Annotated in this window: 23 protein-coding genes and 1 tRNA gene; 10 read left to right on the plus strand and 14 right to left on the minus strand. The window is 61.2% G+C overall.

Annotated elements, in window-relative coordinates:
- Window positions 1-36: 36 nt before the first annotated feature.
- Window positions 37-789 (minus strand): cytochrome c biogenesis CcdA family protein, encoded by a 753-nt coding sequence (locus N6L27_RS02545; protein ID WP_271905512.1) that lies wholly within the window; start codon window positions 787-789, stop codon window positions 37-39.
- A 94-nt stretch (window positions 790-883) separates the two neighbouring features.
- On the opposite strand from N6L27_RS02545, the gene N6L27_RS02550 reads away from it, so the two are divergent.
- Entirely contained in the window at window positions 884-1,117 is a 234-nt protein-coding gene (locus N6L27_RS02550) for a sulfurtransferase TusA family protein (RefSeq protein ID WP_271905513.1), read from the plus strand.
- A gap of 182 nt (window positions 1,118-1,299) precedes the next feature.
- Here N6L27_RS02550 and N6L27_RS02555 read toward each other — a convergent pair whose 3' ends face one another.
- The 6 genes from N6L27_RS02555 to purC form a co-directional block, all read right to left on the minus strand.
- Window positions 1,300-4,287: an Rne/Rng family ribonuclease gene (locus N6L27_RS02555; protein ID WP_271905514.1), complete on the minus strand. Its 2,988-nt coding sequence runs from the start codon at window positions 4,285-4,287 to the stop codon at window positions 1,300-1,302.
- Between the two features lie 588 nt (window positions 4,288-4,875).
- Window positions 4,876-6,213: a sigma-54-dependent transcriptional regulator gene (locus N6L27_RS02560; RefSeq protein ID WP_271905515.1), complete on the minus strand. Its 1,338-nt coding sequence runs from the start codon at window positions 6,211-6,213 to the stop codon at window positions 4,876-4,878.
- A 30-nt stretch (window positions 6,214-6,243) separates the two neighbouring features.
- Window positions 6,244-8,016 carry an ATP-binding protein gene (locus tag N6L27_RS02565; protein ID WP_271905516.1) on the minus strand — a complete coding sequence of 591 codons (1,773 nt, stop codon included), beginning with the start codon at window positions 8,014-8,016 and terminating at the stop codon, window positions 6,244-6,246.
- A 36-nt stretch (window positions 8,017-8,052) separates the two neighbouring features.
- Window positions 8,053-8,721 (minus strand): phosphoribosylformylglycinamidine synthase subunit PurQ, encoded by a 669-nt coding sequence (purQ, locus tag N6L27_RS02570; protein ID WP_271905517.1) that lies wholly within the window; start codon window positions 8,719-8,721, stop codon window positions 8,053-8,055.
- Window positions 8,721-8,951 carry a phosphoribosylformylglycinamidine synthase subunit PurS gene (gene purS / locus N6L27_RS02575; protein ID WP_271905518.1) on the minus strand — a complete coding sequence of 77 codons (231 nt, stop codon included), beginning with the start codon at window positions 8,949-8,951 and terminating at the stop codon, window positions 8,721-8,723. Before purS ends, purQ begins: the two co-directional genes overlap by 1 nt.
- 101 nt (window positions 8,952-9,052) lie before the next feature.
- The gene (gene purC / locus N6L27_RS02580; RefSeq protein WP_019297459.1) at window positions 9,053-9,814 is read right to left on the minus strand and encodes a phosphoribosylaminoimidazolesuccinocarboxamide synthase; all 762 of its coding nucleotides are present in this window, start codon (window positions 9,812-9,814) and stop codon (window positions 9,053-9,055) included.
- A 271-nt stretch (window positions 9,815-10,085) separates the two neighbouring features.
- Here purC and N6L27_RS02585 point away from each other — a divergent pair, with 271 nt between their 5' ends.
- Window positions 10,086-10,403: a DUF1476 domain-containing protein gene (locus N6L27_RS02585; protein WP_039178402.1), complete on the plus strand. Its 318-nt coding sequence runs from the start codon at window positions 10,086-10,088 to the stop codon at window positions 10,401-10,403.
- Between the two features lie 260 nt (window positions 10,404-10,663).
- Window positions 10,664-11,686 (plus strand): betaine--homocysteine S-methyltransferase, encoded by a 1,023-nt coding sequence (gene bmt / locus N6L27_RS02590; RefSeq protein ID WP_271905519.1) that lies wholly within the window; start codon window positions 10,664-10,666, stop codon window positions 11,684-11,686.
- A 72-nt stretch (window positions 11,687-11,758) separates the two neighbouring features.
- On the opposite strand, the gene N6L27_RS02595 is transcribed toward bmt, so the two are convergent.
- Entirely contained in the window at window positions 11,759-12,037 is a 279-nt protein-coding gene (locus N6L27_RS02595) for an acylphosphatase (protein ID WP_271905521.1), read from the minus strand.
- A gap of 73 nt (window positions 12,038-12,110) precedes the next feature.
- A complete protein-coding gene (locus N6L27_RS02600) occupies window positions 12,111-13,163 on the minus strand; it encodes a PA0069 family radical SAM protein (protein ID WP_271905522.1) in 1,053 nt (350 codons plus the stop codon).
- Between the two features lie 249 nt (window positions 13,164-13,412).
- Here N6L27_RS02600 and N6L27_RS02605 point away from each other — a divergent pair, with 249 nt between their 5' ends.
- Entirely contained in the window at window positions 13,413-14,111 is a 699-nt protein-coding gene (locus N6L27_RS02605) for a corrinoid protein (RefSeq protein WP_271905524.1), read from the plus strand.
- A 1-nt stretch (window position 14,112) separates the two neighbouring features.
- Window positions 14,113-14,823 carry a DUF1638 domain-containing protein gene (locus tag N6L27_RS02610; RefSeq protein ID WP_271905525.1) on the plus strand — a complete coding sequence of 237 codons (711 nt, stop codon included), beginning with the start codon at window positions 14,113-14,115 and terminating at the stop codon, window positions 14,821-14,823.
- Window positions 14,824-14,873: 50 nt separating this feature from the next.
- Here the strand turns inward: N6L27_RS02610 and N6L27_RS02615 are convergent, their stop codons facing one another.
- Window positions 14,874-15,284 (minus strand): SufE family protein, encoded by a 411-nt coding sequence (locus N6L27_RS02615; RefSeq protein WP_271905527.1) that lies wholly within the window; start codon window positions 15,282-15,284, stop codon window positions 14,874-14,876.
- Between the two features lie 134 nt (window positions 15,285-15,418).
- On the opposite strand from N6L27_RS02615, the gene N6L27_RS02620 reads away from it, so the two are divergent.
- A complete protein-coding gene (locus tag N6L27_RS02620; protein ID WP_271905528.1) occupies window positions 15,419-15,928 on the plus strand; it encodes a hypothetical protein in 510 nt (169 codons plus the stop codon).
- Window positions 15,929-16,003: 75 nt separating this feature from the next.
- On the opposite strand, the gene rnd is transcribed toward N6L27_RS02620, so the two are convergent.
- Complete coding sequence (rnd, locus tag N6L27_RS02625) at window positions 16,004-17,161, minus strand: ribonuclease D (RefSeq protein ID WP_271905529.1); 1,158 nt, start codon at window positions 17,159-17,161, stop codon at window positions 16,004-16,006.
- Window positions 17,162-17,391: 230 nt separating this feature from the next.
- Here rnd and N6L27_RS02630 point away from each other — a divergent pair, with 230 nt between their 5' ends.
- Window positions 17,392-17,577 (plus strand): hypothetical protein, encoded by a 186-nt coding sequence (locus N6L27_RS02630; protein WP_271905530.1) that lies wholly within the window; start codon window positions 17,392-17,394, stop codon window positions 17,575-17,577.
- On the opposite strand, the gene purN is transcribed toward N6L27_RS02630, so the two are convergent.
- The 3 genes from purN to N6L27_RS02645 all read right to left on the minus strand — a co-directional run bounded on the left by purN (window position 17,574) and on the right by N6L27_RS02645 (window position 20,303).
- Window positions 17,574-18,170 carry a phosphoribosylglycinamide formyltransferase gene (gene purN, locus N6L27_RS02635; protein WP_271905531.1) on the minus strand — a complete coding sequence of 199 codons (597 nt, stop codon included), beginning with the start codon at window positions 18,168-18,170 and terminating at the stop codon, window positions 17,574-17,576. The genes N6L27_RS02630 and purN overlap by 4 nt on opposite strands.
- A complete protein-coding gene (gene purM / locus N6L27_RS02640; protein ID WP_271905532.1) occupies window positions 18,167-19,213 on the minus strand; it encodes a phosphoribosylformylglycinamidine cyclo-ligase in 1,047 nt (348 codons plus the stop codon). Before purM ends, purN begins: the two co-directional genes overlap by 4 nt.
- A 112-nt stretch (window positions 19,214-19,325) precedes the next feature.
- Window positions 19,326-20,303, minus strand: a complete 978-nt coding sequence (locus N6L27_RS02645) for an MBL fold metallo-hydrolase (protein ID WP_271905533.1) — start codon at window positions 20,301-20,303, stop codon at window positions 19,326-19,328.
- Between the two features lie 119 nt (window positions 20,304-20,422).
- On the opposite strand from N6L27_RS02645, the gene N6L27_RS02650 reads away from it, so the two are divergent.
- From N6L27_RS02650 to N6L27_RS02660, 3 genes are all read left to right on the plus strand, one after another.
- Entirely contained in the window at window positions 20,423-21,358 is a 936-nt protein-coding gene (locus N6L27_RS02650; RefSeq protein WP_271905534.1) for a LysR family transcriptional regulator, read from the plus strand.
- 37 nt (window positions 21,359-21,395) lie between these two features.
- A tRNA-Ile gene (locus N6L27_RS02655) sits at window positions 21,396-21,471 on the plus strand.
- A 235-nt stretch (window positions 21,472-21,706) separates the two neighbouring features.
- Window positions 21,707-22,891, plus strand: a complete 1,185-nt coding sequence (locus N6L27_RS02660; protein WP_271905536.1) for a hypothetical protein — start codon at window positions 21,707-21,709, stop codon at window positions 22,889-22,891.
- The last annotated feature ends 38 nt before the right edge of the window (window positions 22,892-22,929 follow it).

Genomic DNA, 22,929 nt, shown 5'->3' on the forward strand with positions numbered 1-22,929 from the left:
GAAAAGGGACCCTGAGGCCCCTCGCACTCCTTGGTCTCAGCCCAAAGTTGCCAAGGCCGGAAACGTCTCCAGCAGCCACCAGGAAAAGGTGGTGAACAAGCCGGTGACCAGCATGATGCCGACAAACAGCAACAGGCCGCCCATCACCTTTTCGATCAGCCCCATATGGCGCTTCATCTTGTTCATCAGCGTCATCGACCGGTTGAGGAACATAGCCGCCAGCAGGAAAGGCACACCGAGGCCCGCGGCATAAACACCCAGCAGGATGGTGCCGCGGCTCACTGAGGCCTCTGAGGCCGCCAGCGACAGGATTGCGCCCAGTTGCGGACCGATGCAGGGCGTCCAGCCAAAGGCAAAGGCCAGACCCAGCACATAGGCACCCAAGGCAGAACCACCCGACTCACCCGCCTCCATCCGCGCTTCGCGGTCCAGCAGCGGAATGCGGAACACAGACAGGAAATGCAGGCCGAAAATGATCACCACCACACCTGAAACTTGCGCGAAAAGCTCCTGATTTTTCAGCACAAAAGCGCCGAAGGCAGAGGCCGTGAAGCCAAGCAGCAGGAACACCGTCGACAGACCCAGAACAAAGAACAGCGCAGCGATGATCGCCTTGCGCCGCGCCGCGGCAGTGCCCTGCATCTCACCGATGGTCACGCCGCTCATGTAGGCCAGATAGGGCGGCACAATCGGCAGCACGCAGGGCGACAGGAAACTGATCACGCCGCCCAGCAGCGCCACCAGCATGGCAGGGAGCAGCCCTGCGTCGATGATCTCGATTCCAAACATGTTCCAACACTTATGCCAGCCGCGGACCAACGTCACGGGGACGGCTGGTCACATCCTTGTGGACAGCATGAAACATCCCGCTTATCTGCACACCATGACCGAGATCAAAGAGACAGTAGACGCAATCGGGCTGCTCTGCCCCCTGCCCGTCCTGAAGGCCCGCAAGCGGCTGAAATCGCTGCAGCCCGGCCAAGTTCTTGAGCTGCTGGCGGATGATCCGGCGGCAGTGATCGACGTGCCGCATTTCTGCAATGAGGCAGGCCATGAGTTTGTTGGCCACAGCGCCGGTGACGGCCATCAGGTCTACTTGATCCGCAAGGGCAGCTAAGCCAAAGGAAGCTGAGGCATCTCCGCGAGGGAACCGGAATTCGGCGCGAATTCCGGCTCGGAAAACGCGCGTTTTCCGGGCCGTTTTCCGCGCCGGAAAACGGCAGCCGCAAACAACAGAACGCACAAAATGAAAGGCAGGCCAAACGGCCTGCCTTCTCCAAAATCATTTTTCATTCAGCCTCAGCCGCCCATCGACCACCAGCCGCGGCGCTTGGGCTTGGGCGGGGATGCCGGTTCCGGCTCCGCCTCGGCGCCAGCCAGCGCTGGCTGCTTCTCCTCTTGTACAGGTGCAGGGTCTGCAGGTGCGGCCTCTTCTGCGACGGGCTCTGCTTCCGCCTCGGATTCTTCTGCCTCAGCAGTTTCCTCTGCGGATTCTTCAGCGCTCTCTGCAGAGACTTCTTCGGTTTCTGCGGACGCCTCCTCCTCCAGGGCCGGAGCTTCCTCTTGTACAGGGGCTGTTTCAGCGCCTGCAGTTGCGGTTTCAGCCTCGGCAGCCGGCTCAGCTACAGCTTCGTCGGCCTCAGCCACCGGCGCATCAGCTGCCTCGGCAACCTCCACAGCCGCCGCGGGTTCCTCAGCTGTTTCAGCCGGCGCCGCCTCTTCGGCTGGGACCTCTTCACCGGCAATAGATTCTGCCTCGGCTGGCTTGGCCTTCGCCTTGCGGGAGCGTGTGCGTGTGCGGGAGCGTTTCTTCTCCTTCACCTCTTCCGCAGGGGCTTCCTCACCGTCAGCAGCAGCCTCGGATGCCTCGGCGGCTTCTTCCTTGGGCTGTTCCGGATCGTCAGACGCCTCGTCGCTGTTCTCGCCGGTCTCACCGTTCTGAGACTGCTCGCCATTGGCGCCCTTCCGGCGGCGGCGGCGGCGGCGCTTGCGCTTGGGCTTGTCGTCCTGCGATGCCTCATCCGCGGTCTCCGGTACGGCCGGTGCCTCATCCTCGTCCTGTTTGGCCTCATCTGCATCCACCTGATCCATGATCGAGGTGTCGACCGATACCACCGGAGCTGCGGCGGCAGGAACGTTGCGCGAGGCGGTCTTGAACTTCTCAAGCACAAAGTCCGGGCTGACCAGATGCGCATCGCCTTCGATGCGCACGGACAGGCCGTAGCGCGCCTCGATCTGAGCGATATGCTCGCGTTTCTGGTTCATCAGGAAGTTGGCGATGGAGACCGGGCAGCGCACCAGCACTTCACGCGAACGGCGGCGGGTGCCCTCTTCCTCGATCTGGCGCAGGATCGACAGCGCCATCGAATCGTCGGAGCGGATCAGACCGGTGCCGTGGCAATGCGGACACGGCGCGGTGGTCGCCTCGATCATCCCGGGACGCAGGCGCTGGCGCGACATTTCCATCAGACCGAACCCCGAGATCCGGCCCACCTGAATGCGGGCACGGTCGGTCTTCAGCTTGTCCTTCATGCGCTTTTCGACGGCGGCATTGTTCTTGCGCTCGTCCATATCGATGAAGTCAATCACGATCAGGCCTGCGAGGTCGCGCAGACGCAGCTGGCGTGCCACCTCTTCAGCAGCTTCCAGGTTTGTCTTGAGCGCGGTTTCCTCGATCGAGCCTTCCTTGGTGGCACGGCCGGAGTTCACGTCGATCGCCACCAGCGCTTCGGTGACGCCGATCACGATATAACCACCTGATTTCAGCTGCACTGTCGGGTTGAACATGCCCGCCAGGTAGCTTTCCACCTGATAACGCGCAAACAGCGGAAGCCCTTCCTGATAGTGCTTCACGTTCTTGGCGTGGGACGGCATGATCATCTTCATGAAGTCCTTGGCGATGCGGTAGCCGCGATCACCTTCCACAAGAACCTCGTCAATCTCGCGGCTGTAAAGGTCACGGATCGAGCGCTTAATCAGGTCGCCCTCTTCATAGATCTTGGCCGGCGCGATGGATTTCAGCGTCAGCTCGCGGATCTGCTCCCACATCCGTTGCAGGTATTCATAGTCGCGCTTGATCTCGGACTTTGTACGCTTGGCACCGGCAGTGCGCACGATCAGCCCTGCGCCTGACGGCACGTCCAGTTCGGTTGCAATGTCTTTCAGTTTTTTCCGGTCGGCTGCGTTGGTGATCTTGCGAGAGATGCCGCCGCCACGGGCGGTGTTGGGCATCAGCACGCAGTAGCGGCCGGCCAGCGACAGATAGGTGGTCAGCGCTGCACCCTTGTTGCCGCGCTCTTCCTTGACGACCTGCACCAGCAGCACCTGGCGCACCTTGATCACTTCCTGGATCTTGTAGCGGCGCGGGCGCGGTTTGCGAGGCGGACGAATGTCTTCGCTGTCGTCCTCGTCGGCAACCGACTCGATGCTTTCATCCTTGGCGGCGGCATCAGCGCGGCTGGTTTCGCCGTCGTCGTCGCCGTCATCATCGCTGTCAGCACCGCCGTCTTCCTTGGCTTCTTCAGCCACAGCCTCAGCTTCCGCAGTAACGGCTTCTGCTTCTGTCTCTGCTTCGGCTTCGTTTTCCTCAGCGGCTTCAGCCGAGGCTTCTTCGACCGGTATCCCGCCAGCCGCGGCGTCTTCAGCCGGAACAGCCTCTGCTGCAGCCTCTTCGGCTTCGGCTGCAGGCGTACCCTCTGCAGCCTCGCCCTCATCCGGCTCTTCCACCGGGGTTTCGGCCACGCGCTCCATCGGCGAGGAACCTTCAGGGACCTCTGCCAGTTCTGCCGGGACATCCGCAGCTTCAGAGCTGTCAGTCAAGTCGATGGTTTCCATACCGGCGATTTCACCGGCTGCCTCAGAAGGCTCAACTTCCTTGGTTTCCACGGCATCCTTGGACGACGCCTTGGCTGCCTTGGCAGAAGACTTGGAGCGGCGCGAGCGCTTGGGCTTCGCCGGCTTCTCTTCCTCGTCTTCATCACGGGCGCGCATCGCCTCAGCATAGGCGCGCTCTTCCTCCATCAGGGCCTCACGGTCCGCGACGGGGATCTGGTAATAATCCGGATGGATCTCGGAAAACGCCAGGAAACCATGACGGTTTCCGCCATAGTCCACAAAGGCCGCCTGCAGGGACGGTTCGACGCGTGTTACTTTTGCGAGGTAGATGTTGCCAGCCAGCTGGCGTTTGTTCTCGGATTCAAAGTCGAACTCCTCAACCTTGTTTCCGTCGACCACCACAACGCGGGTCTCTTCCGCGTGGGTGGCGTCAATAAGCATCTTCTTTGCCATGGGTCCTTGGTGCACCTGCCCTGTGCGCCCGCAAGCCTCCTGCTTCCAGGCGGCCGCGCGCGTTTCGGGTGGTGTCTTGTCAGGGCGATAATGGACGGCGCGGTGCAGCAGATGGTCCCGGGGTCAATGCCCGGCCTTCCTGCCTCAGTGCTCTTCGCTCTCGCGCGCGTCATCGCGGTTCTTCTCCGGCAGTCGGGGTGTGCCCGCGCCTGCCTTGTTATCCCTTTACCGGTTTGAAGTCCGGCTTGGGCGCTAAACTGTCCTCTTTATGCAAGAGGACCAATCGGTCTGGCTGCTGCTTTCTCGGATCATGCCGGACAAAAGCCGAAGCCAGCGAAACTCATCAGAACGGGCTGAACCACTTGCCGGTTTCCGGCCCGTTGCGCCAGCATAAGGCCTGTGGATAGGTAATGACAATGGACATTCGTCACCACGGGGTCTGAAAATGCAAACGGCCAGCCCTTATCAGGCAAGCCGTTAATTTCAGGTTAGTTTTCCTGCAGGCATACGGAATTTGACGCGACTTCCGAAACCGAAAACAGGTGCTTTCTGAGCCGTTTCCCGGCGCGGGAAACACCTGCTTTCAGTTCAGGCCAGGTAATCCGACCGCTGCAGGCCGTATTTCGCCATTTTCTCGTTCAGGGTCCGGCGCGGCAGGCACAACTCGTCCATCACGCTGGCGATCGAGCCCTTATGGCGGCGCATGGTGTTGTCGATCAGCATGCGCTCGAAGGCTTCCACATATTCTTTCAAAGGCTTGCCTTCGGTGGTCATCACAGGCTGCATCTCCTCGTGATCAGACATCAATAGCGACGCGATGGTGCCGGAACCGCGGCGCGACTGCAGAACTGCGCGTTCGGCGATGTTTATCAACTGGCGCACGTTGCCCGGCCAGGGCGCCTGCAAGAGCTGTGCGGCTTCCTGAGCGCTCACCTGCGGCGCGTCACAGCCGTATTCCTCAGAGAATTGCTCCGAGAGACGGGTGAAAAGGGTCAGGATATCCTCGCCGCGCTGACGCAGCGGCGGCACGGTGATGCGCAACGCCGCCAGGCGGTAGAACAGATCCGGGCGCAGCGCGTCCTCACAGGTCTTGCCCGCTTCCTGCAGGTTGGAGATAGCAACAATCCGGGTTTCCGCCGGGGTGCCCTGCTCGTTGATCACACTCAGCAGCTTTGCCTGCAGGGTTTCTGACAGCGCGTCGATGTCCTCCAGTACCAGGGTCCCGCCGCGGGCCTCTTCGATGGCAGGCAGCATGCTGTCTTCGGGCAGCATCGGACCGAACAGACGCTTGGCCAGCGCCCCTTCCTCCAATGCAGCGCAGGAAATCAGCACGAACTTCTTGCCTGCACGGCTTCCGACCGCGTGCAGCGCGTGGGCCACCAGTGTCTTGCCAGTGCCGGTCTCGCCGTCGATCAGCACATGGCCGTCGGCCTGGCCAAGGTCCAGGATATCCTCGCGCAGCCGCTCCATCACCGGGCTCTGACCGATCAGCTTTTTCATGATCTGGCCGCCGTCGGACAGTTCGCGCCGCAGCACTCGGTTGTCGAGCGTCAGCCGGCGTGCGCCAGTGGCGCGTTTGGCAAGCTCCGACATACGATCCGGATTGAAAGGCTTTTCCAGGAAATCGAAGGCACCGACGCGCATCGCTTCCACCGCCATCGGCACATCGCCATGGCCGGTGATCATAATCACCGGCAGGGCGCTGTCACTGCCCATCAGCTTCTTCAGGAACTGCATGCCGTCCATGCCCGGCATCTTGATGTCGGAGATCACGATTCCCGGATAATCCGGGCCGAGCACCTTCAGCGCTTCCTCGGCGCTGGAGAAAGTCTCCGTGTCATAGCCAGACAGCGCCAGCCACTGGCTGATCGACTGCCGCATATCCTGTTCGTCGTCCACGATCGCGATTTTCATAGCCTGGGCCATGCGCGTTCACTCCTAATCACTCCGCGCTGCCTATTCGGCAGCTTCGATACCGTCCACCAGGACCGGCAATTGCATTTCAAAGACCGCCCCGCCGTTCTGCCCGTTGCGGGCGGTCAGCCGTCCCCCAAGGTCGTTGACGATCCCTGAAGAGATGGCAAGCCCCAATCCAACCCCGTCGCCGGGCTGCTTGGTTGTGTAAAAAGGCTCAAACAGATTGTCGAAGTCCTTGATACCCATCCCGTTGTCACGCACCGACAGGGTTGCTGTCTCACCCGCTGCCAGCAGGATTTCCACCTCAGGGTCCGCCACGGATTTGGTGGCGTCCAGCGCATTGCGCAAGAGGTTGACCATCACCTGTTCCAGCCGCATCCGGTCGCCCATTACCATAACAGGTTCTTCCGGCAGGATGCGGGTTATTTTCACATGGCGCTGGCGCAGCTGCGGCTCCATCATCGACAGGCTGGAGGCCAGCGCATCGCCCAAGTTTACAGGGCTGAACGCGTCGCCGCCCTTGCGCGCGTAGGATTTGAGCTGCCGTGTGATTGCCCCCATCCGCTCGATCAGATCGTCGATGCGCCCGAAGGAGGCCAGAGCCTCGTCCGGGCGGTTCCGGTTCAGCAGAAGCCGCGCACCGGCCAGATAGGTTTTCATCGCCGCAAGCGGCTGGTTCAGCTCGTGGCTGACAGCGGCAGACATTTCGCCCAAAGCCGCCAGTTTTGAGCTCTGAGCCAGGCTTTGCTCCGCCACGGCAAGGGTCTTTTGCATGCGTTCACGCTCGGCAATTTCCCGCTGAAGGCGAGCGTTCAATACGCGAAGCTCTGCCGACTCGCGCTGGAACAGCGCCATGCGCAGCGCGGTCTTACGGCTCAGGAAATAGAACGCAAGCGCCAGAAGGATGGCGAATCCCATGATCTCCAGCGCCAGCACCGCATTCACACGCTCCCGGACAGAGGAATAGGTGGTGAAGGTCGCCATGCGCCAGCCCTGGAACGGCACCCGCGTCTCCAGCCGCATCACGGCTTCGCCTTGCAGGTAGGCATCCGGCGGGAGCGCCGTCCAGTCAGTGGTGGCACGGATCGCCCGCTGTATCGCGCCTTCGGGCGTCTGCAGCGTCAGCGCATCATCTTCCTTCAGCCCGCGCCAGCGCGCCTCGGTCGCCAGAATGATGTTACCGGTGCTGTCAGTGACCAGCACCGCATCCGAAATCCCGGCCCAGGCGCGTTCAAACTTCTGCAGGTCGACCTCGACAACAATTGCGCCAAGCACCCCGGTCGCATCAATCACACGCCGGGAGTAGGTGAACCGGTAGCCCCCCACTTCCCGCGGGATGACCGAAAACACAGTCGACTTGGCGCGCACCGCATCAACGAAATAAGCCGCGTTGCGGTGGCTTTCCCCCAGCCGGTTGCGGTCGGTCGCCGCCACCGTGCGCCCGTCCTGCGCCAGCAGCATGATTGAGGCCGCGCCGATTTCATCGACAAAGGAAATCAGCCGCTGGGTCGACAGGGAAAAATCACTGGACTGAAGCGCAGAGATCAACGTTTGGTCGCGGGCCAGAAGCTGCGGCACGATGGCGTGCTGGCGCAGCTCGCTCAGCAGGTTGCCGGAGTACAGCGCCAGCCGCAGCTCAGCGCGGTTGCGGGTGCTTTCGGTGAAACGGTGGGTCAGCGCCCGGTTGGTGGTCCAGACCGTGACTGCAGCCACGGCCATGAACAGAACAAGCGCAAGCCGCGCCCGCCAAGAAATCGTGCGGGACCCGGACTTGGGCTTGTTTTTGGTCTCATCAGAGCGCGTGGCGGTCATAAAGATACCCTATGACCGCCACGGCATATCCTCAAGTCACGCAGCGGTGACCATCCCCGCCAATGCGCGGAAGACTGCCGCGCCGTCGGTGCCACCGTGGCCCTCGTCCGCAGCGCGTTCCGGGTGCGGCATCATGCCAAGAACACGGCGGTTTTCCGACAGGATGCCCGCGATGTCCGCAACGGAACCGTTGGGGTTTTCTTCATAGGTGAAGGCCACCCGGTCCTGATCCTGCAGCGCCTTAACGGTCTCTGCATCAGCAAAGTAGTTGCCGTCGTGGTGGGCAATCGGCACGCCGATCACATCACCCGCGTTATACCCTTGGGTAAAGACGCTATCAGAGGTCGCCACCTTCAGGTTCACGGTGCGGCAGATGTACTTCAGCCCGGCATTGCGCAGCAGCGCGCCTGGCAGCACACCCGTTTCGGTCAGGATCTGGAAGCCGTTGCAGACGCCGATGGCATAACCGCCGCGGTCCGCATGCTGAATCACCGCCTTGCAAATCGGCGACTGGGCTGCGATCGCGCCGCAACGCAGGTAGTCGCCATAGGAGAACCCGCCCGGCACACCCACGATATCCACGCCTTCGGGCAGCGCGCTGTCCTTGTGCCAGACCATCGAAACGTCGAAACCGGCCTGTTCAAACGCCACCGACAGGTCGCGGTCGCAGTTCGAACCCGGGAAAACAACAACCGCCGCCTTCATCAGGCCAGCTCAATGCTGTAGGATTCGATCACGGTGTTGGCCAGCAGCTTCTCGCACATCGCAGTCACATCTGCCTCGGTCGCGCCTTCGGCCAGATCCAGATCGATCACCTTGCCCTGACGCACGCCTTCAACCTTATCAAAGCCCAGAGCGCCAAGCGCGTGGCGCACAGCCTCGCCCTGCGGATCCAGAACCCCGTTCTTAAGCATCACATGCACCCGTGCCTTCATCGCATCATCCCTCAGGTTTTCGATGGCGAAGCCCTGCCGGGCTTCATCTTTCCAAAATTACTCAAAGACCCGCGGCGCTGCAGGCGCTGCGGGTCCCTATCTCAGTTCACCAGCGTCGGTTTGCCCGGCGCGGGCGGATTGTTCGGCATCACGCCCAGACGGCGTGCCACTTCGCTGTAGGCATCCGTGAGGCTGCCCAGGTCGCGGCGGAACACGTCCTTGTCCAGCTTCTGGCCGGTTTTGATGTCCCACAGACGGCAGCTGTCGGGGCTGATCTCATCCGCAATCACCAGGCGCTGGAAGTCGCCCTCGTAGATCCGGCCGATCTCGATCTTGAAGTCTACAAGCCGGATACCCACAGCCAGGAACACACCGGACAGGAAGTCGTTCACACGCAGCGCCAGGCTCAGAATATCATCCATGTCCTGCTGGCTGGCCCAGCCGAAGGCAGCGATATGCTCTTCGGTGACCAGCGGATCGCCCAGGGCATCATCCTTGTAGCAGTATTCCACCACCGGGCGCGGCAGCTGGGTGCCCTCGTCGATGCCGAGACGCTTGGAGATCGAACCGGCCGCATAGTTGCGCACAATCACTTCCAGCGGAATGATCTCGCAGCTGCGCACCAATTGCTCGCGCATGTTGAGGCGCTTGAGGAAATGGGTCGGGACGCCGATCTGCGCCAGGCCGAGCATAAAGAACTCGCTCAGGATGTTGTTCAGGACACCCTTGCCCTCAATCACGTCGTGTTTTTCAGCGTTGAAGGCGGTGGCGTCATCCTTGAAATACTGCACGATAGTACCGGGCTCGGGGCCCTCGTACAAAGTCTTGGCCTTGCCTTCGTAAATCTTCTTGCGACGCGCCATTGGGAACCTTTCGGGTCAATGCCGGGAATCCGGCCCTGCGATGTGCCGCTCTCATAGTGCAAGGGGGCCTCAGCCGCAAGCTTGCAGCGGCGCGGCGCACCGATACAGGGCAATCCCTCCGCAGCTTGCCGCAGCAGGCACAAGGCCCGCAACGCCGGCACTGCCCGGGAACATAGAAACTAAGGCCTTATCCGGCAGAGTTTTTTCTTGCCCTGCCCCCCTATCACACTCCTATCATAGATGGGGTTCAACCGGTTAATGAGGATGCACCATGACAACATTTGACGACCGCGAGCAGGCATTTGAAGCCAAATTTGCCCACGACGAAGAGATGCAATTCAATGCGCAGGCGCGCTGCAACAAAATGCTGGGCCTGTGGGCCGCCGGCTTGCTGGGGCTGAGCGGCACGGACGCCGATACATTTGCCGGAACCGTCGTGGCCGCGGATCTGGAAGAGGCAGGCCACGAGGACGTTGTGCGCAAGCTGGAAGACGCGTTGCAGGGCAAAGCCTCCGCGGATGAAATCAGGGCGAAACGCGCCGAACTGCTTCCGCAGGCGAAAGACCAGATCCTGAGCGAGGCTGGCTGAGGCCCTTTGGCGGCTGGCGGGCCGCGGCTTTAACCTTTTGTTTGCCGCGGCAGAAGTTTTTAAGGCTGAGCACGGCGGCTTGTGCTTTATGCCATGCCGCATATCACCCTGCGGCGGCGGCTTTGCGGCAGCTTGTCAGTGATCTCATAATGAAGATGAGGAAAATGAAATTGCCCTTGCCCGCCCGGCGTGAGACAGGGGAAGACCACAAATTTGCCGACCTGCCCGCAGGGGCGGCGCGCTGACACGGGACACAACTGATGACAAACACCTTCAAACAGCTGCTGGACACCAGGGACGTGCTGCTGGCGGATGGCGCGACCGGCACCAACCTCTTTGCCATGGGCCTGCAATCCGGCGATGCACCGGAGCTGTGGAACGTTGATGAGCCCAAGAAAATCCTGGCGTTGTACCAAGGATCGGTTGATGCGGGCAGCGACCTGTTCCTGACCAACAGCTTCGGCGGCACCGCTGCGCGCCTGAAACTGCACGACGCGCAGGGCCGCGTGCGTGAATTGAACCGCATTGCAGCCGAATTGGGCCGCGAAGTCGCTGACAAGGCGGAACGCAAGATTGCCGTTGCCGGTTCCGTCGGACCGACCGGCGAAATCTTCGAGCCGGTTGGGGAGATGTCCCATTCCCTGGCGGTTGAGATGTTCCACGAACAGGCCGACGCCCTGAAGGAAGGCGGCGCCGATGTGCTGTGGCTGGAAACCATTTCCGCCCCCGAAGAATTTCGTGCCGCTGCCGAAGCGTTCAAGCTGGCAGACATGCCCTGGTGCGGCACCATGAGTTTTGACACCGCCGGGCGCACCATGATGGGCGTGACCTCCTCTGACCTGGCGCAGCTGGTGGAAGAGTTCGACAACGCGCCGCTGGCCTTTGGCGCAAACTGCGGCACCGGCGCCTCCGACATCCTGCGCACAGTGCTGGGCTTTGCCGCGCAAGGCACCGAACGCCCGATCATCTCCAAGGGCAATGCCGGCATTCCAAAATACGTCGACGGCCACATCCACTATGACGGCACTCCGGAACTGATGGGCGAATATGCGGTAATGGCCCGCGATTCCGGCGCCAAGATCATTGGCGGCTGCTGCGGCACCATGCCTGACCACCTGCGCTCCATGCGTGATGCGCTGGACAGCCGCCCGCGCGGCGAGGCACCGGCGCTGGAGAAAATCGTCGAAGTGCTGGGCCCCTTCACCTCTGAAAGCGATGGCACCGGAGAGGATGCAGCCGCAGGCGGCGAACGCCGCGGACGCCGCGGCCGCCGCCGCGCCTGACCGCTAGCTGGCACAGACAGAACGAAAGGCGCCGCGTCCTCACACGCGGCGCTTTCTTTAGGCCTGCCCGGCCTATCCGGTGATACTAAAGCCGCTGATCCCAGGGTCCGGATCGGTTCTTTCTGTCAGTACATCCTTAACCGAGGCTGCCCCGGGGCCGCGGCCCATTTTGCGCACCATATCCGCGACGCTGGCTGCGGGCCCTATCAGCAGCGCCCGGACAGAGCCATCCGGTTCATTGCGGACCCAGCCCGACAATCCGTGGCGCAACGCCTCCGCCCGCGCCCAGGTGCGGAAAGCCACGCCCTGCACGCGCCCTGTGACGCGCGCCTTCATAGCAACTATGCTCATTGGACACGCTCCTTCTTGTCAGAGTGATGCCAACCTTAGCACACTTCAGCCGCCCGGATTGTTCAACAACCGGTCAGAACAGCGCCAGCTGGTCGCCCGGCTGCGGAGGCCGCGCAAAAAGGTCGCAACGCAGTGCCTCCGTCTGCTCCCGCAGGCCCAGCCGTTTGCAGGCCGCCTTGAAGCGCTGAGCGATCATCTCGGCATAACGTCCTTCGCCCCGCATCCGATGCCCCCAGCGCGGATCATAATCGCGCCCGCCGTGCATCTCGCGCAACCGCGCCATCACCTTGGCCGCCCGGCCCTGCTCGTGTTCTTCCAGCCACTCCTGCCACAGCTCCGACACTTCCCGCGGCAGCCGCAGCATGATCCAGCTGGCAGCATCAGCCCCGGCCTCCGCTCCCGCGGCCAGCAGTGCCTCCAGCTCATGATCCGTCAGCCCCGGCACAACAGGCGAGGTCATCACCCGCACCGGCACCCCGGCCGCAGTCAACCGCCGGATCGCAGCCAGCCGGCGGGCGGGCAGCGGCGCCCGCGGCTCCATCCGGCGGGACAGGTCCGGGTCCAGTGTGGTCAGGGAAACCCCCACCCGCACCAGCCCCTTGGCCGCCATCGGTGCCAGGATGTCCAGATCCCGCTCCACCATTGCTCCCTTTGTCACGATTGCCACCGGGTGGTTGAAGTCGCGCAGCACCTCCAGGCAGGCGCGCGAAAGGCGCAGATCCCGCTCGCAGGGCTGGTAGGGGTCCGTGTTGGCGCCAAGCGCAATTGCAGCCACCCTGTAGCGCGGTGCCGACAATTCTTTGCGCAGAACCTGGGAAGCGTTCGGGCGTGCAATCAGCCGGGTTTCAAAATCCATCCCGGGCGACAGTCCCAGATAAGCATGGGTGGGCCGCGCGAAACAGTAAATGCAGCCATGCTCGCAACCGCGGTAGGGGTTGATAGACCGGTCGAACGGCAGATCGGGAGAGCGGTTGTAAGTGATCAATGTGCGCGCCGTTTCCTGGCGCACCTCAGTGGGAATCACGGCATCCGGCAGTTCCTGGAACCAGCCATCATCCACCCCTTCCCGAACCATCTCGAAACGGCCTGCCGCATTACTGAGGCTGGCACGCGTTTTGCGGCGCATGGTGTGTGACGTGTTTTCAGGCAGCATGGGCGCAAAATAGCGGCCGCAGGAGAACAAATAAAGAACAAATGGGTAAAATCGAAGATTTCCATGTGGAATCTTCATTATTCTTGCGCCGGAATTGTCTCTATACGTCGGTTAGAAACGCGGCAATGTCGCAAATAATGCAGTTCGCAAACAGCATTCTGTCACAAAAGCCTCAGAAATAGGCCAACACCGGGGATTCCCCCGTCAGCAAGGATTAGGCGCATGTCGGACGAAGAAGACATCATCCTCTCGGAACTCGATGACGAGGAACTTGTTCAGCAGATGTTTGACGACCTCTATGATGGTCTCAAAGAGGAAATCGAAGAAGGCGTGAATATCCTTCTGGAACGCGGCTGGGTTCCCTACGACATTCTGACCAAAGCGCTGGTTGGCGGCATGACCATCGTCGGCGCCGACTTCCGCGACGGCATCCTGTTCGTTCCTGAAGTGCTGCTGGCGGCAAACGCGATGAAGGGCGGCATGGCTATCCTGAAGCCGCTGCTGGCCGAAACCGGCGCGCCGCGCGTGGGCTCCATGGTCATCGGCACCGTCAAGGGCGACATCCACGACATCGGCAAGAACCTGGTCTCCATGATGATGGAAGGCGCAGGCTTTGAAGTGGTCGACATCGGCATCAACAACCCGGTTGAGAACTACCTGGAAGCCATGGAAGAGCATAAGCCGGACATTCTCGGCATGTCGGCTCTGCTGACCACCACCATGCCCTACATGAAAGTGGTTATCGACACCATGGTCGAGCAGGGCCTGCGCGACGATTACATCGTGCTGGTTGGCGGCGCACCGCTGAACGAAGAGTTCGGCAAGGCAATCGGCGCCGACGGCTACTGCCGTGACGCAGCCGTGGCCGTGGAAATGGCCAAGGACTTCGTTGCGCGCAAGCACAACTCGATGAGCGCCTGATTTGGCACGTAAAGGACGTGCAGCCCGCTTGACCGAGCGGGCTGCCTTCCGCCCTCCCACCGGGCGGACGCTTGAGGAAACATCCCTCACCGAACAGGGCCTGGCCGCACCTGAAAAGAAGACCGGCCGCATCCTGCTGATTGCCTGCGGCGCGCTGGCGCGCGAGATCCTTGCCATCAAGGACGCTAACGGCATGGATCACATCGACCTCACCTGCCTGCCTGCCAAGCTGCATCTTTATCCCGAGCAGATCGTGGACGCCGTCGACGGCGCCGTGGCCAAGCATTCAGCCGTTTATGACAAGATTTTCGTGGTTTATGCCGACTGCGGCACTGGCGGCGCGCTGGAGCGTAAATGCGCGGAACTGGGCGTGGAGATGGTGGCAGGCCCGCATTGCTATTCCTTCTTCGAGGGCAACGAGACCTTTGCCCGCCATTCGGAAGAAGGCGAAATTACCGCTTTCTACCTCACAGACTTTCTGGTCAAGCAATTCGACGCCTTTGTCTGGCGCCCAATGGGCCTCGACAAGAATCCGGAACTGCGGGACATGGTGTTCGGCAATTACACGAAACTGGTCTACCAGTCCCAGACCAGCGATCCCAAGCTGCTGGAAAAGGCGCAGGAATGCGCAGACCGCATGGGGCTGGAGTTCGAGCACCGGCACACCGGCTATGGCGATCTGGAAACTGCCATGTCAAACTGGGCCCGATAACCCCTTTTCAACTTTCCAGAAAACGCGAAAGGCCGCCCCCTCGCCCGGCGTCAGGCCTGCGCCATCGCTGTTTCACGGATCCGCTCGATCATCGCACGCAACCCATTTGACCGCTGCGAAGACAGATGTTCATTGAGCCCCAGACGTTCCAGCTCGGCCCTGGCATCCACTGCCGCGACTTCGGCCACTGGCAGCCCATTGTAGAGGCAGCGCAGCACCGCAATCAGGCCGCGTACGATCATGGCGTCACTGTCGCCATCGAACCGGAACCCGCCGCCCTCGACAGTGGCATGCAGCCAAACCTGGCTGGCACAGCCGTCCACCTTGGTCGCAGGCACTTTCAACGCTTCGTCGAGCGGCTCCATTGCCTTGCCCAGATCGATCACATGACGGTAGCGGTCCTCCCAGTCCTCCATGAACTCGAAGTCTTCCACGATCTCTTCAAAGGCGGCAGTGGCCATCGTCGGTCAATCCTCTAAACCCGCATTAGGTGCAGATCAGCACCTAAGCCCCTGCCCGCCCCTTTTCAACCGCTTTTCAAGCTGCACCCAATCAGGTAATCCGTTGCAAAGACAATTTGAATGGGCGGGGACAAATGCATAAACCACTGGCTCTTACATTGGCCTGCGCGCTGGTGCTTTCAGCGTGCGGCTGGCGGGATTCGCGGCTGAACCCGACCAACTGGTTTGGCAGCTCGGAACCGGCAGAGGTAGAGGTGGCGGAAAACGTCAACCCGCTGCTGCCCCAGGAAAGCAATGCCCGCGGCATCTTTGCCAAGAAGCCACCCAAAGATAAAAGCGTTCTGATCAGCCAGATCTCCGGACTGCAAATTGAACGGACGACCTCCGGAGCGATCATCCACGCGACCGGCATTGCCGAGCGTCAGGGCGCCTTCAAGGTCGAGCTGCGCCCTGTGGAAGACACTGAGGACGGGGTGCTGGCATACGACTTCCGCGTGGTTTACCCAGAAGAACCGACCCTGACCGGCAGTGAGTTCAGCCGCACGCTGCATGCAGCGCGCACTCTGTCGAACCAGGATCTGGAGGAGGTCCGCCTCGTCCGGGTGAATGGCGAGTCAAACGCACGCGAAAGCCGCCGGCGCTGAACCACTTGACCAATAAAAAGGAAAACGCCCGCTGAAGCGGGCGTTTTCCTTTTTTACTGACACCAGACTGGAAACCTAAAGCTCAACGACTCTCACGTCCTGCCCCTTGGCTGCCAGTCCGATCTTGCCTTCGCACAGCCGCAGCGCATCAGCACCGAACACCTCGCGCCGCCAGCCGCTGAGGGCTGGCACATCGCGCAGACCTGCTGCAATTGCATCCAGATCGGCGCTCGGCGCGATCAGTTTGGCTGCAACACCCTCCGCCTCAGTCTTGGCTTTCAACAGCACCCGCAGCAGATCCGCCAATGCCGGATTCACCTGCAGCTTTTCTTTGCTGCGGTCCATCTTCGGGTGCTTCTCTGCCGGGCAGGCAACGCCCTTGGCCACGGCCTCCAGAATACCTTCGGCAATCGCGCCTTTGCGCGCTTCGCGCAGCAGCAGGCGGGAGCCGCCCAGATCCCCCGGATTGCGCGGCTTGGTCGAGGCCAGCTCGACAAGCGCATCATCCTTGAACACCCGGTTGCGCGGCACGTTGTTGCTCTGCGCATATGCCTCTCGGAAGGCGGCCAGTTCGCGAACAACCGCCAGGAACTTACCGGAATTGGTGCGGGTCTTCACCCGCTTCCAGGCATCCTGGGGCTGAATGTCATAGGTCGCGGGATCCGTCAGCACCTGCAGTTCCTCCGTCACCCAATGGGCGCGGCCGCTTTTTTCCAGTTCCGCAGCAAGGAATTCATAGATCTTGCGCAGATGGGTCACATCCGCCAGCGCATAAGTCTTCTGCGCCTCGCTGAGCGGGCGGCGCGACCAGTCGGTAAAGCGCGAGGTCTTGTCCAGCCCCTGTTTAACGATCTTGCGCACCAGCGTCTCATAGCCCGCCTGCTCGCCAAAGCCGCAGACCATCGCCGCAACCTGGGTATCAAACAGCGGCTTGGGGAAGACCTGCGCATCAACCCAGAAGATTTCCAGATCCTGGCGCGCAGCATGGAAAACCTTGACCACATTCTCGTTGCGGAACAGTTCATACAGCGGTTCCAGAGAGATACCATCGGCCAGAGGATCAACCAGAACCGCGTCGTTCTCCCCATCCCCGGCAAAGGCCAACTGGATCAGGCACAGCTTGGAGTAATAGGTCCGCTCGCGCAGAAACTCGGTATCCACCGTGACATAGGCATGCTGCGCTGCAGCTTCACAGAAGGCCTGCAGTTCTTCGGTAGAGGTCAGAGTTTTCATCAATTACGGCTTTTCGTTATCAGTAAGACCGGGCCGTGATACGCGCTTGTTCCGGCCAATGCAAACAGGTGCCGGCATGGTCAAGGAATTCCATTGGCACTGCTGTGGCCTTCGGCACACGGGCGCCACCGGCGTTCACGATCCGTGATGAACAAACAGGCAAACATTCATTTTCATAATGAATGCTGCACTCCTAGATTGGTGGCACACCCGTCACAGGAGGACACTCAATGACCGCACTTGACCTTTCCCCCGCCAAATCCCGTGGCTTCACCCTGTCCCGCGGATTGATTCCGGTTCTGGCGGCTGCAGTGCTGCTGTTGCTGCTTGGCCTGCCCGCACTGATGGCGCCGGACCAGCAGGCTGAGCCGCAGAACTGGCATGGCAACAGCGCCGCCGTGCAACTATTGCGTTAGGGCAGTTGCACCGGCGTCTTGTCGCCCGACGCAAAGCGGCGCAGCACGGCCGGATACAGGGCGTGCTCTTGCACCAGCACCCGCGCGGCCAGCGTGTCCGGCGTGTCAGCTGCCAGCACCGGCACCCGCGCCTGCCCCAGAATGGGACCGTCATCCAGCAGCGGTGTCACCTCATGCACGGTGCAGCCATGCTCTGCATCGCCCGCTTCAAGCGCGCGGGCATGGGTGTTCAGTCCCTTGTATTTGGGCAGCAGTGAGGGGTGGATGTTCAGCATCCGCTCCTCAAATTGCGAAACGAACCCGGCCGTCAGAACCCGCATGAAACCGGCTAGGCAGACGATGTCTGCACCGGTCTCAAAGATCGGCTTTACCAGCTCTGCTTCAAAAGCCTCCCGGTCGCCCTTGAACGGACGGTGGTCCACAACGGCGGTTGCGACACCTGCCGCCGCAGCCTTGGCCAGGCCACCGGCATCGGCGTTGTTGGAGAGAACCAGACAGGGCCGCGCCGGATGATCGCCGGTCATGCTCTCCAGCAACGACACCATATTGGAGCCGCCGCCGGAAATCAGAATAGCAACCTTTTTGTGGCTCACAGCAGCTTGCCCGAGTAGCGCATGCCGACGCCTGCGGTGACGGTGCCCAAACGGGCCACGGTTTCGCCTTCACCCTCCAGCACCTTGACCAGTTCATCGGCGCGGTCCGCGGAAACCGACAGGATCATGCCGATGCCGCAGTTAAAGGTTTTGAGCATCTCTGCTTCGGCGATACCGCCGGTCTCTGCCATCCATTTGAACACGGGCGGCAGGTTCCAGGCGTTCAGGTCGATGTCGGCACCCAGGTCCTCGGGAAGCACCCGCGGCAGGTTCTCGGTCAGGCCGCCGCCGGTGATGTGGGCCAGCGCATGCACGCCCCCTGCCCGCACCGCGGCGAGACACTGTTTGACGTACAGGCGGGTCGGTGTCAGCAGCGCCGCACCCAGGGTGCCTTCGCCAAACGGGCAATCCGCATCCCAGTTGAGGCCGGAGACTTCGACCAGTTTGCGCACCAGCGAATAGCCGTTGGAGTGCACGCCGTCAGACGCCAGCCCCAGCAGCACGTCGCCCTCAGCCACGCCTTCAGGCAGCGCGGTGCCGCGCTCCATTGCACCGACAGCAAAGCCTGCGAGGTCAAAGTCGCCCTCGGGGTACATGCCCGGCATCTCTGCCGTCTCACCGCCGATCAGCGCGCAGCCGGACCGCACACAACCCTCGGCGATGCCTTCGATGATACGGGCGGCCACATCAGTTTCCAGCTTGCCGGTGGCGAAATAGTCCAGGAAGAACAGCGGTTCGGCACCCTGGCACACGAGGTCATTGACGCACATCGCCACAAGGTCGATGCCAACACCATCCACCACGCCGGTGTCGATGGCGATCCGCAGCTTGGTGCCGACGCCATCGGTTGCGCCGACAAGGATCGGGTCGTTGTAACCCGCGGCCTTCAGATCGAACAGCGCGCCGAAACCACCCAGGCCGCTGGCAACGCCGGGGCGGTTGGTGCGCTTGGCGGCCGGTTTGATCCGGTCAACCAGGGCATTGCCCGCATCAATGTCCACACCTGCATCTGCATAGGTCAGGCCGTTCTTGCCGCTGGTCATCACATGGCTCCTTCCAACACGTTGCGGCAGCCTTTAGCGCAAGGCGGAACGGAAGGAAACAAGCGATTGCACCGCACCCCGAATATGGGGCGCGGCGCGGGGATTGACGGTCTCAGAGGCCAAACTGCCAAGGCGCCGCCTGATAGGCAAAGGCTTCACCCTGCCGCAGCACCCGGCCCAGCGCGGGGAAGTCCAGATGCGCGCCGGTGACCAGCAGATTGTCGGCCGACGCGCGGTCCAGCATCTTGCGCCGGGTCTCCACCGTCTGGGCCGGATCGGTGTCAAAGGCAATGGTCCACTCCGGCAGCGCAAACTGCAACGCGGCGCTGTGAATGATGTCCCCCCAGAACAGCAGCCCTTCACCGCCTGCCTCCAGCATGAAACCGGTGTGGCCCGGCGTGTGGCCCGGCAGCTCCAGCGCAGTGAAACCGGGCGCGGCTTCCCCCTCTCCCTGCAGCAGTTGCAGACGGTTCGCATATGGCGCGACCGAGCGGCGGGCCATGTCAAAGAACCCGCGGCTGCTTTCCGGCACACCTGCCATGATGGCATCGTCATGCCAGAAGTCCCACTCACGCTGCGCCACCACCAGTTCGGCATTGGCAAATGCCGCGGAGCCATCCCCCGTGATCAACCCCCCGGAATGATCCGGGTGAATATGGGTCAGGAGCACTGTATCGATACTCTCCGGCACAACCCCGGCCGCAGCCAGTCCGTCGCCAAGCGCACCAAGCCCCGGCCCCATGAGCTGCGCCGTTCCGGTGTCTATGAGCAGCTTCTTATCACCGCGTTCAACCAAGTAACCGTTGACCGGGATCTGCAATGAATCGTTTTGCATCCGGTGCAGCCCCTGCGCCAGGACTTCTTCAGCTTTGGCCGGGTCATAGGCGTTGAAAAGCTGGGTTCCCAGAGGCAGATGCCCGTCCAGCAGCACCGTGATCCGGGCATTTCCAAGCCTGAAAGAATGGATGACAGGCTTAACCGCTGTTACCCCCTCAGCCGCCGCGGCCCAGCCTCGGCCTGCAAAGCCCATTGCCAGTGCCGCCGGAGCTGCTGCGATCCCGCCCAGTAATGCCCTGCGATTGATTGTCATAAGAAACTCCAATATCTGTTTCAGGGAAATCCCCTGCACACCGGACTTAAGGTGGTGAGTTTTATGCTTGCAGCCCTGCAGCGCCGATAACAGGTATTAGCAATCCTAATAGGCCAAATATGGACAAGCTGACTCTGCTGGAAACCTTCACTATTGCCCTCGATGAAGGCAGCCTGAACCGCGCGGCCCAGCGCCGCGGCATCACCCAGTCGGCGGTCAGCCAGCAGATCAAGCAGTTGGAGACTGCGATGCGGCAGCAGTTGCTGCACCGAACCGCTAAAGGCATCCATGCCACCCGCGCGGGCGACCTGGTCTACAGCCACGCGCAAGCCTTGCTGAGCGGCTACAACCGCATGACAGCAGAAGTGGACGCGCTGGATGGCAGTGTCTCAGGCACTTTCCGCATCAGCGTGAACTCCTTTCTCGGGCGCAGCGTGATCGGCCCGATGCTACTGGACTTGAACCGGGAGCACCCGGATTTGAACATCGTGATGCGGCTGGAGGACCGGCTGGTCGATGTGGTGCGAGAAGGCTATGATCTGGCGATCCGCACCGGGCAACTGGGCGATACTGATGGATTCGGGCGCAAGATCTCCACCCTTGAAACGGTGCTGTTTGCCACCCCGGACTATCTGGACCGTCAGGGCCGGCCGCAAACGCCGGAGGAGCTGAAACGGCTCAAGTTCATCCAGCACCACGAGGACCAGACCCGCGGCTTTTTCCCTCTGCGCCGCGGCGGGCAGGAGTATCCGGCTCCGGTACAGGTAGGCTTCACCGCCGATGACCCCGACCTGATCATGCGCGCTGTCAGCAGCGGCTCCGGGTATACCCGCGCGCCCCGGTTCATGGTGGAACAACAACTGGCCTGCGGGGAGTATGAACAGGTACTGCCCGGGTATGAGGCTCCGCTCAAGGACGTGTTTGCTGTCTACCCTTCCCGCCGCACGCCAGACCGCCGCCGGGACCTGACCATCGAGCACACGATGGCCAAGCTGGAAGCCCTGCACAGGCGCTCACCGGAGGAAACGCCGGCGGCCTCTTCAATCACCGCTTGACCTTCCTTGCCTCATTTCCTAACCACAAACCCATGGCGGGCCTGTAGCTCAACGGTTAGAGCAGAGCGCTCATAACGCTTTGGTTGCAGGTTCGAATCCTGCCGGGCCTACCATCTTCACCGCTTTCTCCGCCGAGCGATCATGTCCGGCAGCGCTTTGCTTGCTTGGCAAGCGCATCTCCGCGCGCAGTGGTTAAGCCTGCCTTCATATCACGCCCAGCTTTTGCTTTCATAAACACTACAGCCCGGTAAAGTGGCCCCGGGCAGTTCCCCCCTATGTTCCCTTGCGATTTTGATTCCGTTTCCAGATCCTGCTCACGCCAGAAACACAATTAGAGGCACGACATTTATGGCGACCGAAAAACTCACCATCATCAAGGCAGACGTCAAGAACGAGGTCACCAAGAAGGTCAAACCCAAATTCGTTCAGCTCGGCAACATGAACTTCGCTGCCACCGTGGAAGTTGACAAAAAGGTGGCCGCTGAACTCGACACTGATGCCCGCTTTGTTGCCAAGCTCTATGATGATGCGACCAAGGAATACAAAAAACTTCTGAACGAATGCTGCCTGCGGGTCGATGCAGCCAACAACCTGGGCTCTGTGATGCCGCTGAGCGACAAGGAATGCAAAGAGCTGGACGCTGACATCAAGAAGATCTTTGCCAAATACGAAAAGTCGATTGAGCAAGTTGCCACCAAGCATTTCGACAAATGGAAACAGGCCAACAAGGACCGCAAGAAATACCGCATCAAGGTGGTGAGCGCGATCGTTCTTGGCAGCGCTGCCGCCATCGGTTCCACCGCGTCGCTTGCGGCGGGTGCTGTTACCGGCGGCGTGTCGATTGCCGCCAGCATCTATGGCATTGCGCAAAGCATCGTTTCAGTTGCGCGTGCGGTGCAGAAGGTTACATCGGATATCGTCAAGGTGCACGGCCAGCTGGAAAAGGCGCTGAAGGAACTGGTTTCGGCCTATGAGAAGCAGTCCAAGGCCAAGGTGAAAGCCAAGGAGATCGGTAAGGAGTTTCTGGCCGATTTCCTGATGATCGAAACCGCGGGTTTCAACCGGGTCGACAAGCATCTGGAAACCTACAAAGCCAAGCTCAAGAACATAGATCTGGAAATTGCCGCACTGGGCAAGGAACTGAACAAGCTTCTCGACAAGCAGAGCAAGCTCGACAAGGAGATCGAGAAGAAGCTGGGCAAAATGGCCAAGGACCGCGGTTACAAGAGCAAGAAACTGGACGGGCTGTTCGCTGCCATGGAGGCCACGCGCAAGGAAACCGCCAAGCTGATCAAGAGTATCGAAGCCTATCACGTCAGCATCAAGCCAGCCGAGAAGTTCCGCGACAACTCGCAAAAGGCCGTTGATGCCCTGCGCCACAAAGACCCGGTCTGGGCCAAATGGGTTATCTGGGTCGGCAGCCTGGGCCTTAGCACTACGGTCACCAGCATAGCCTCCGGCGGAGAAAACCTGGTCAAGGCTGCCTCTGCCATCGAAACCGGGTTCAATACCCTGTCCAAAGAGTTTGCGTGACGGCCGGCTGAGCAGCAAGCCCGGATCCGAGCACCCAT

Source organism: Leisingera sp. SS27, assembly GCF_028368855.1.
Lineage (GTDB): Bacteria > Pseudomonadota > Alphaproteobacteria > Rhodobacterales > Rhodobacteraceae > Leisingera.

Coding starts and splice junctions, on each gene's coding strand:
- bmt (WP_271905519.1), top strand. CDS start 10,664: ATGACAAACACCTTCAAACAGCTGCTGGACACCAGGGACGTGCTGCTG.
- purC (WP_019297459.1), bottom strand. CDS start 9,814: ATGGCGCGTCGCAAGAAGATTTACGAAGGCAAGGCCAAGACTTTGTAC.
- N6L27_RS02545 (WP_271905512.1), bottom strand. CDS start 789: ATGTTTGGAATCGAGATCATCGACGCAGGGCTGCTCCCTGCCATGCTG.
- N6L27_RS02595 (WP_271905521.1), bottom strand. CDS start 12,037: ATGAGCATAGTTGCTATGAAGGCGCGCGTCACAGGGCGCGTGCAGGGC.
- N6L27_RS02645 (WP_271905533.1), bottom strand. CDS start 20,303: ATGACAATCAATCGCAGGGCATTACTGGGCGGGATCGCAGCAGCTCCG.
- N6L27_RS02550 (WP_271905513.1), top strand. CDS start 884: ATGACCGAGATCAAAGAGACAGTAGACGCAATCGGGCTGCTCTGCCCC.
- N6L27_RS02650 (WP_271905534.1), top strand. CDS start 20,423: ATGGACAAGCTGACTCTGCTGGAAACCTTCACTATTGCCCTCGATGAA.
- N6L27_RS02660 (WP_271905536.1), top strand. CDS start 21,707: ATGGCGACCGAAAAACTCACCATCATCAAGGCAGACGTCAAGAACGAG.
- N6L27_RS02560 (WP_271905515.1), bottom strand. CDS start 6,213: ATGGCCCAGGCTATGAAAATCGCGATCGTGGACGACGAACAGGATATG.
- N6L27_RS02600 (WP_271905522.1), bottom strand. CDS start 13,163: ATGCGCCGCAAAACGCGTGCCAGCCTCAGTAATGCGGCAGGCCGTTTC.
- purM (WP_271905532.1), bottom strand. CDS start 19,213: ATGACCAGCGGCAAGAACGGCCTGACCTATGCAGATGCAGGTGTGGAC.
- N6L27_RS02615 (WP_271905527.1), bottom strand. CDS start 15,284: ATGGCCACTGCCGCCTTTGAAGAGATCGTGGAAGACTTCGAGTTCATG.
- N6L27_RS02565 (WP_271905516.1), bottom strand. CDS start 8,016: ATGACCGCCACGCGCTCTGATGAGACCAAAAACAAGCCCAAGTCCGGG.
- purQ (WP_271905517.1), bottom strand. CDS start 8,721: ATGAAGGCGGCGGTTGTTGTTTTCCCGGGTTCGAACTGCGACCGCGAC.
- N6L27_RS02585 (WP_039178402.1), top strand. CDS start 10,086: ATGACAACATTTGACGACCGCGAGCAGGCATTTGAAGCCAAATTTGCC.
- rnd (WP_271905529.1), bottom strand. CDS start 17,161: ATGAAAACTCTGACCTCTACCGAAGAACTGCAGGCCTTCTGTGAAGCT.
- N6L27_RS02605 (WP_271905524.1), top strand. CDS start 13,413: ATGTCGGACGAAGAAGACATCATCCTCTCGGAACTCGATGACGAGGAA.
- N6L27_RS02630 (WP_271905530.1), top strand. CDS start 17,392: ATGACCGCACTTGACCTTTCCCCCGCCAAATCCCGTGGCTTCACCCTG.
- purS (WP_271905518.1), bottom strand. CDS start 8,951: ATGAAGGCACGGGTGCATGTGATGCTTAAGAACGGGGTTCTGGATCCG.
- N6L27_RS02620 (WP_271905528.1), top strand. CDS start 15,419: ATGCATAAACCACTGGCTCTTACATTGGCCTGCGCGCTGGTGCTTTCA.
- N6L27_RS02555 (WP_271905514.1), bottom strand. CDS start 4,287: ATGGCAAAGAAGATGCTTATTGACGCCACCCACGCGGAAGAGACCCGC.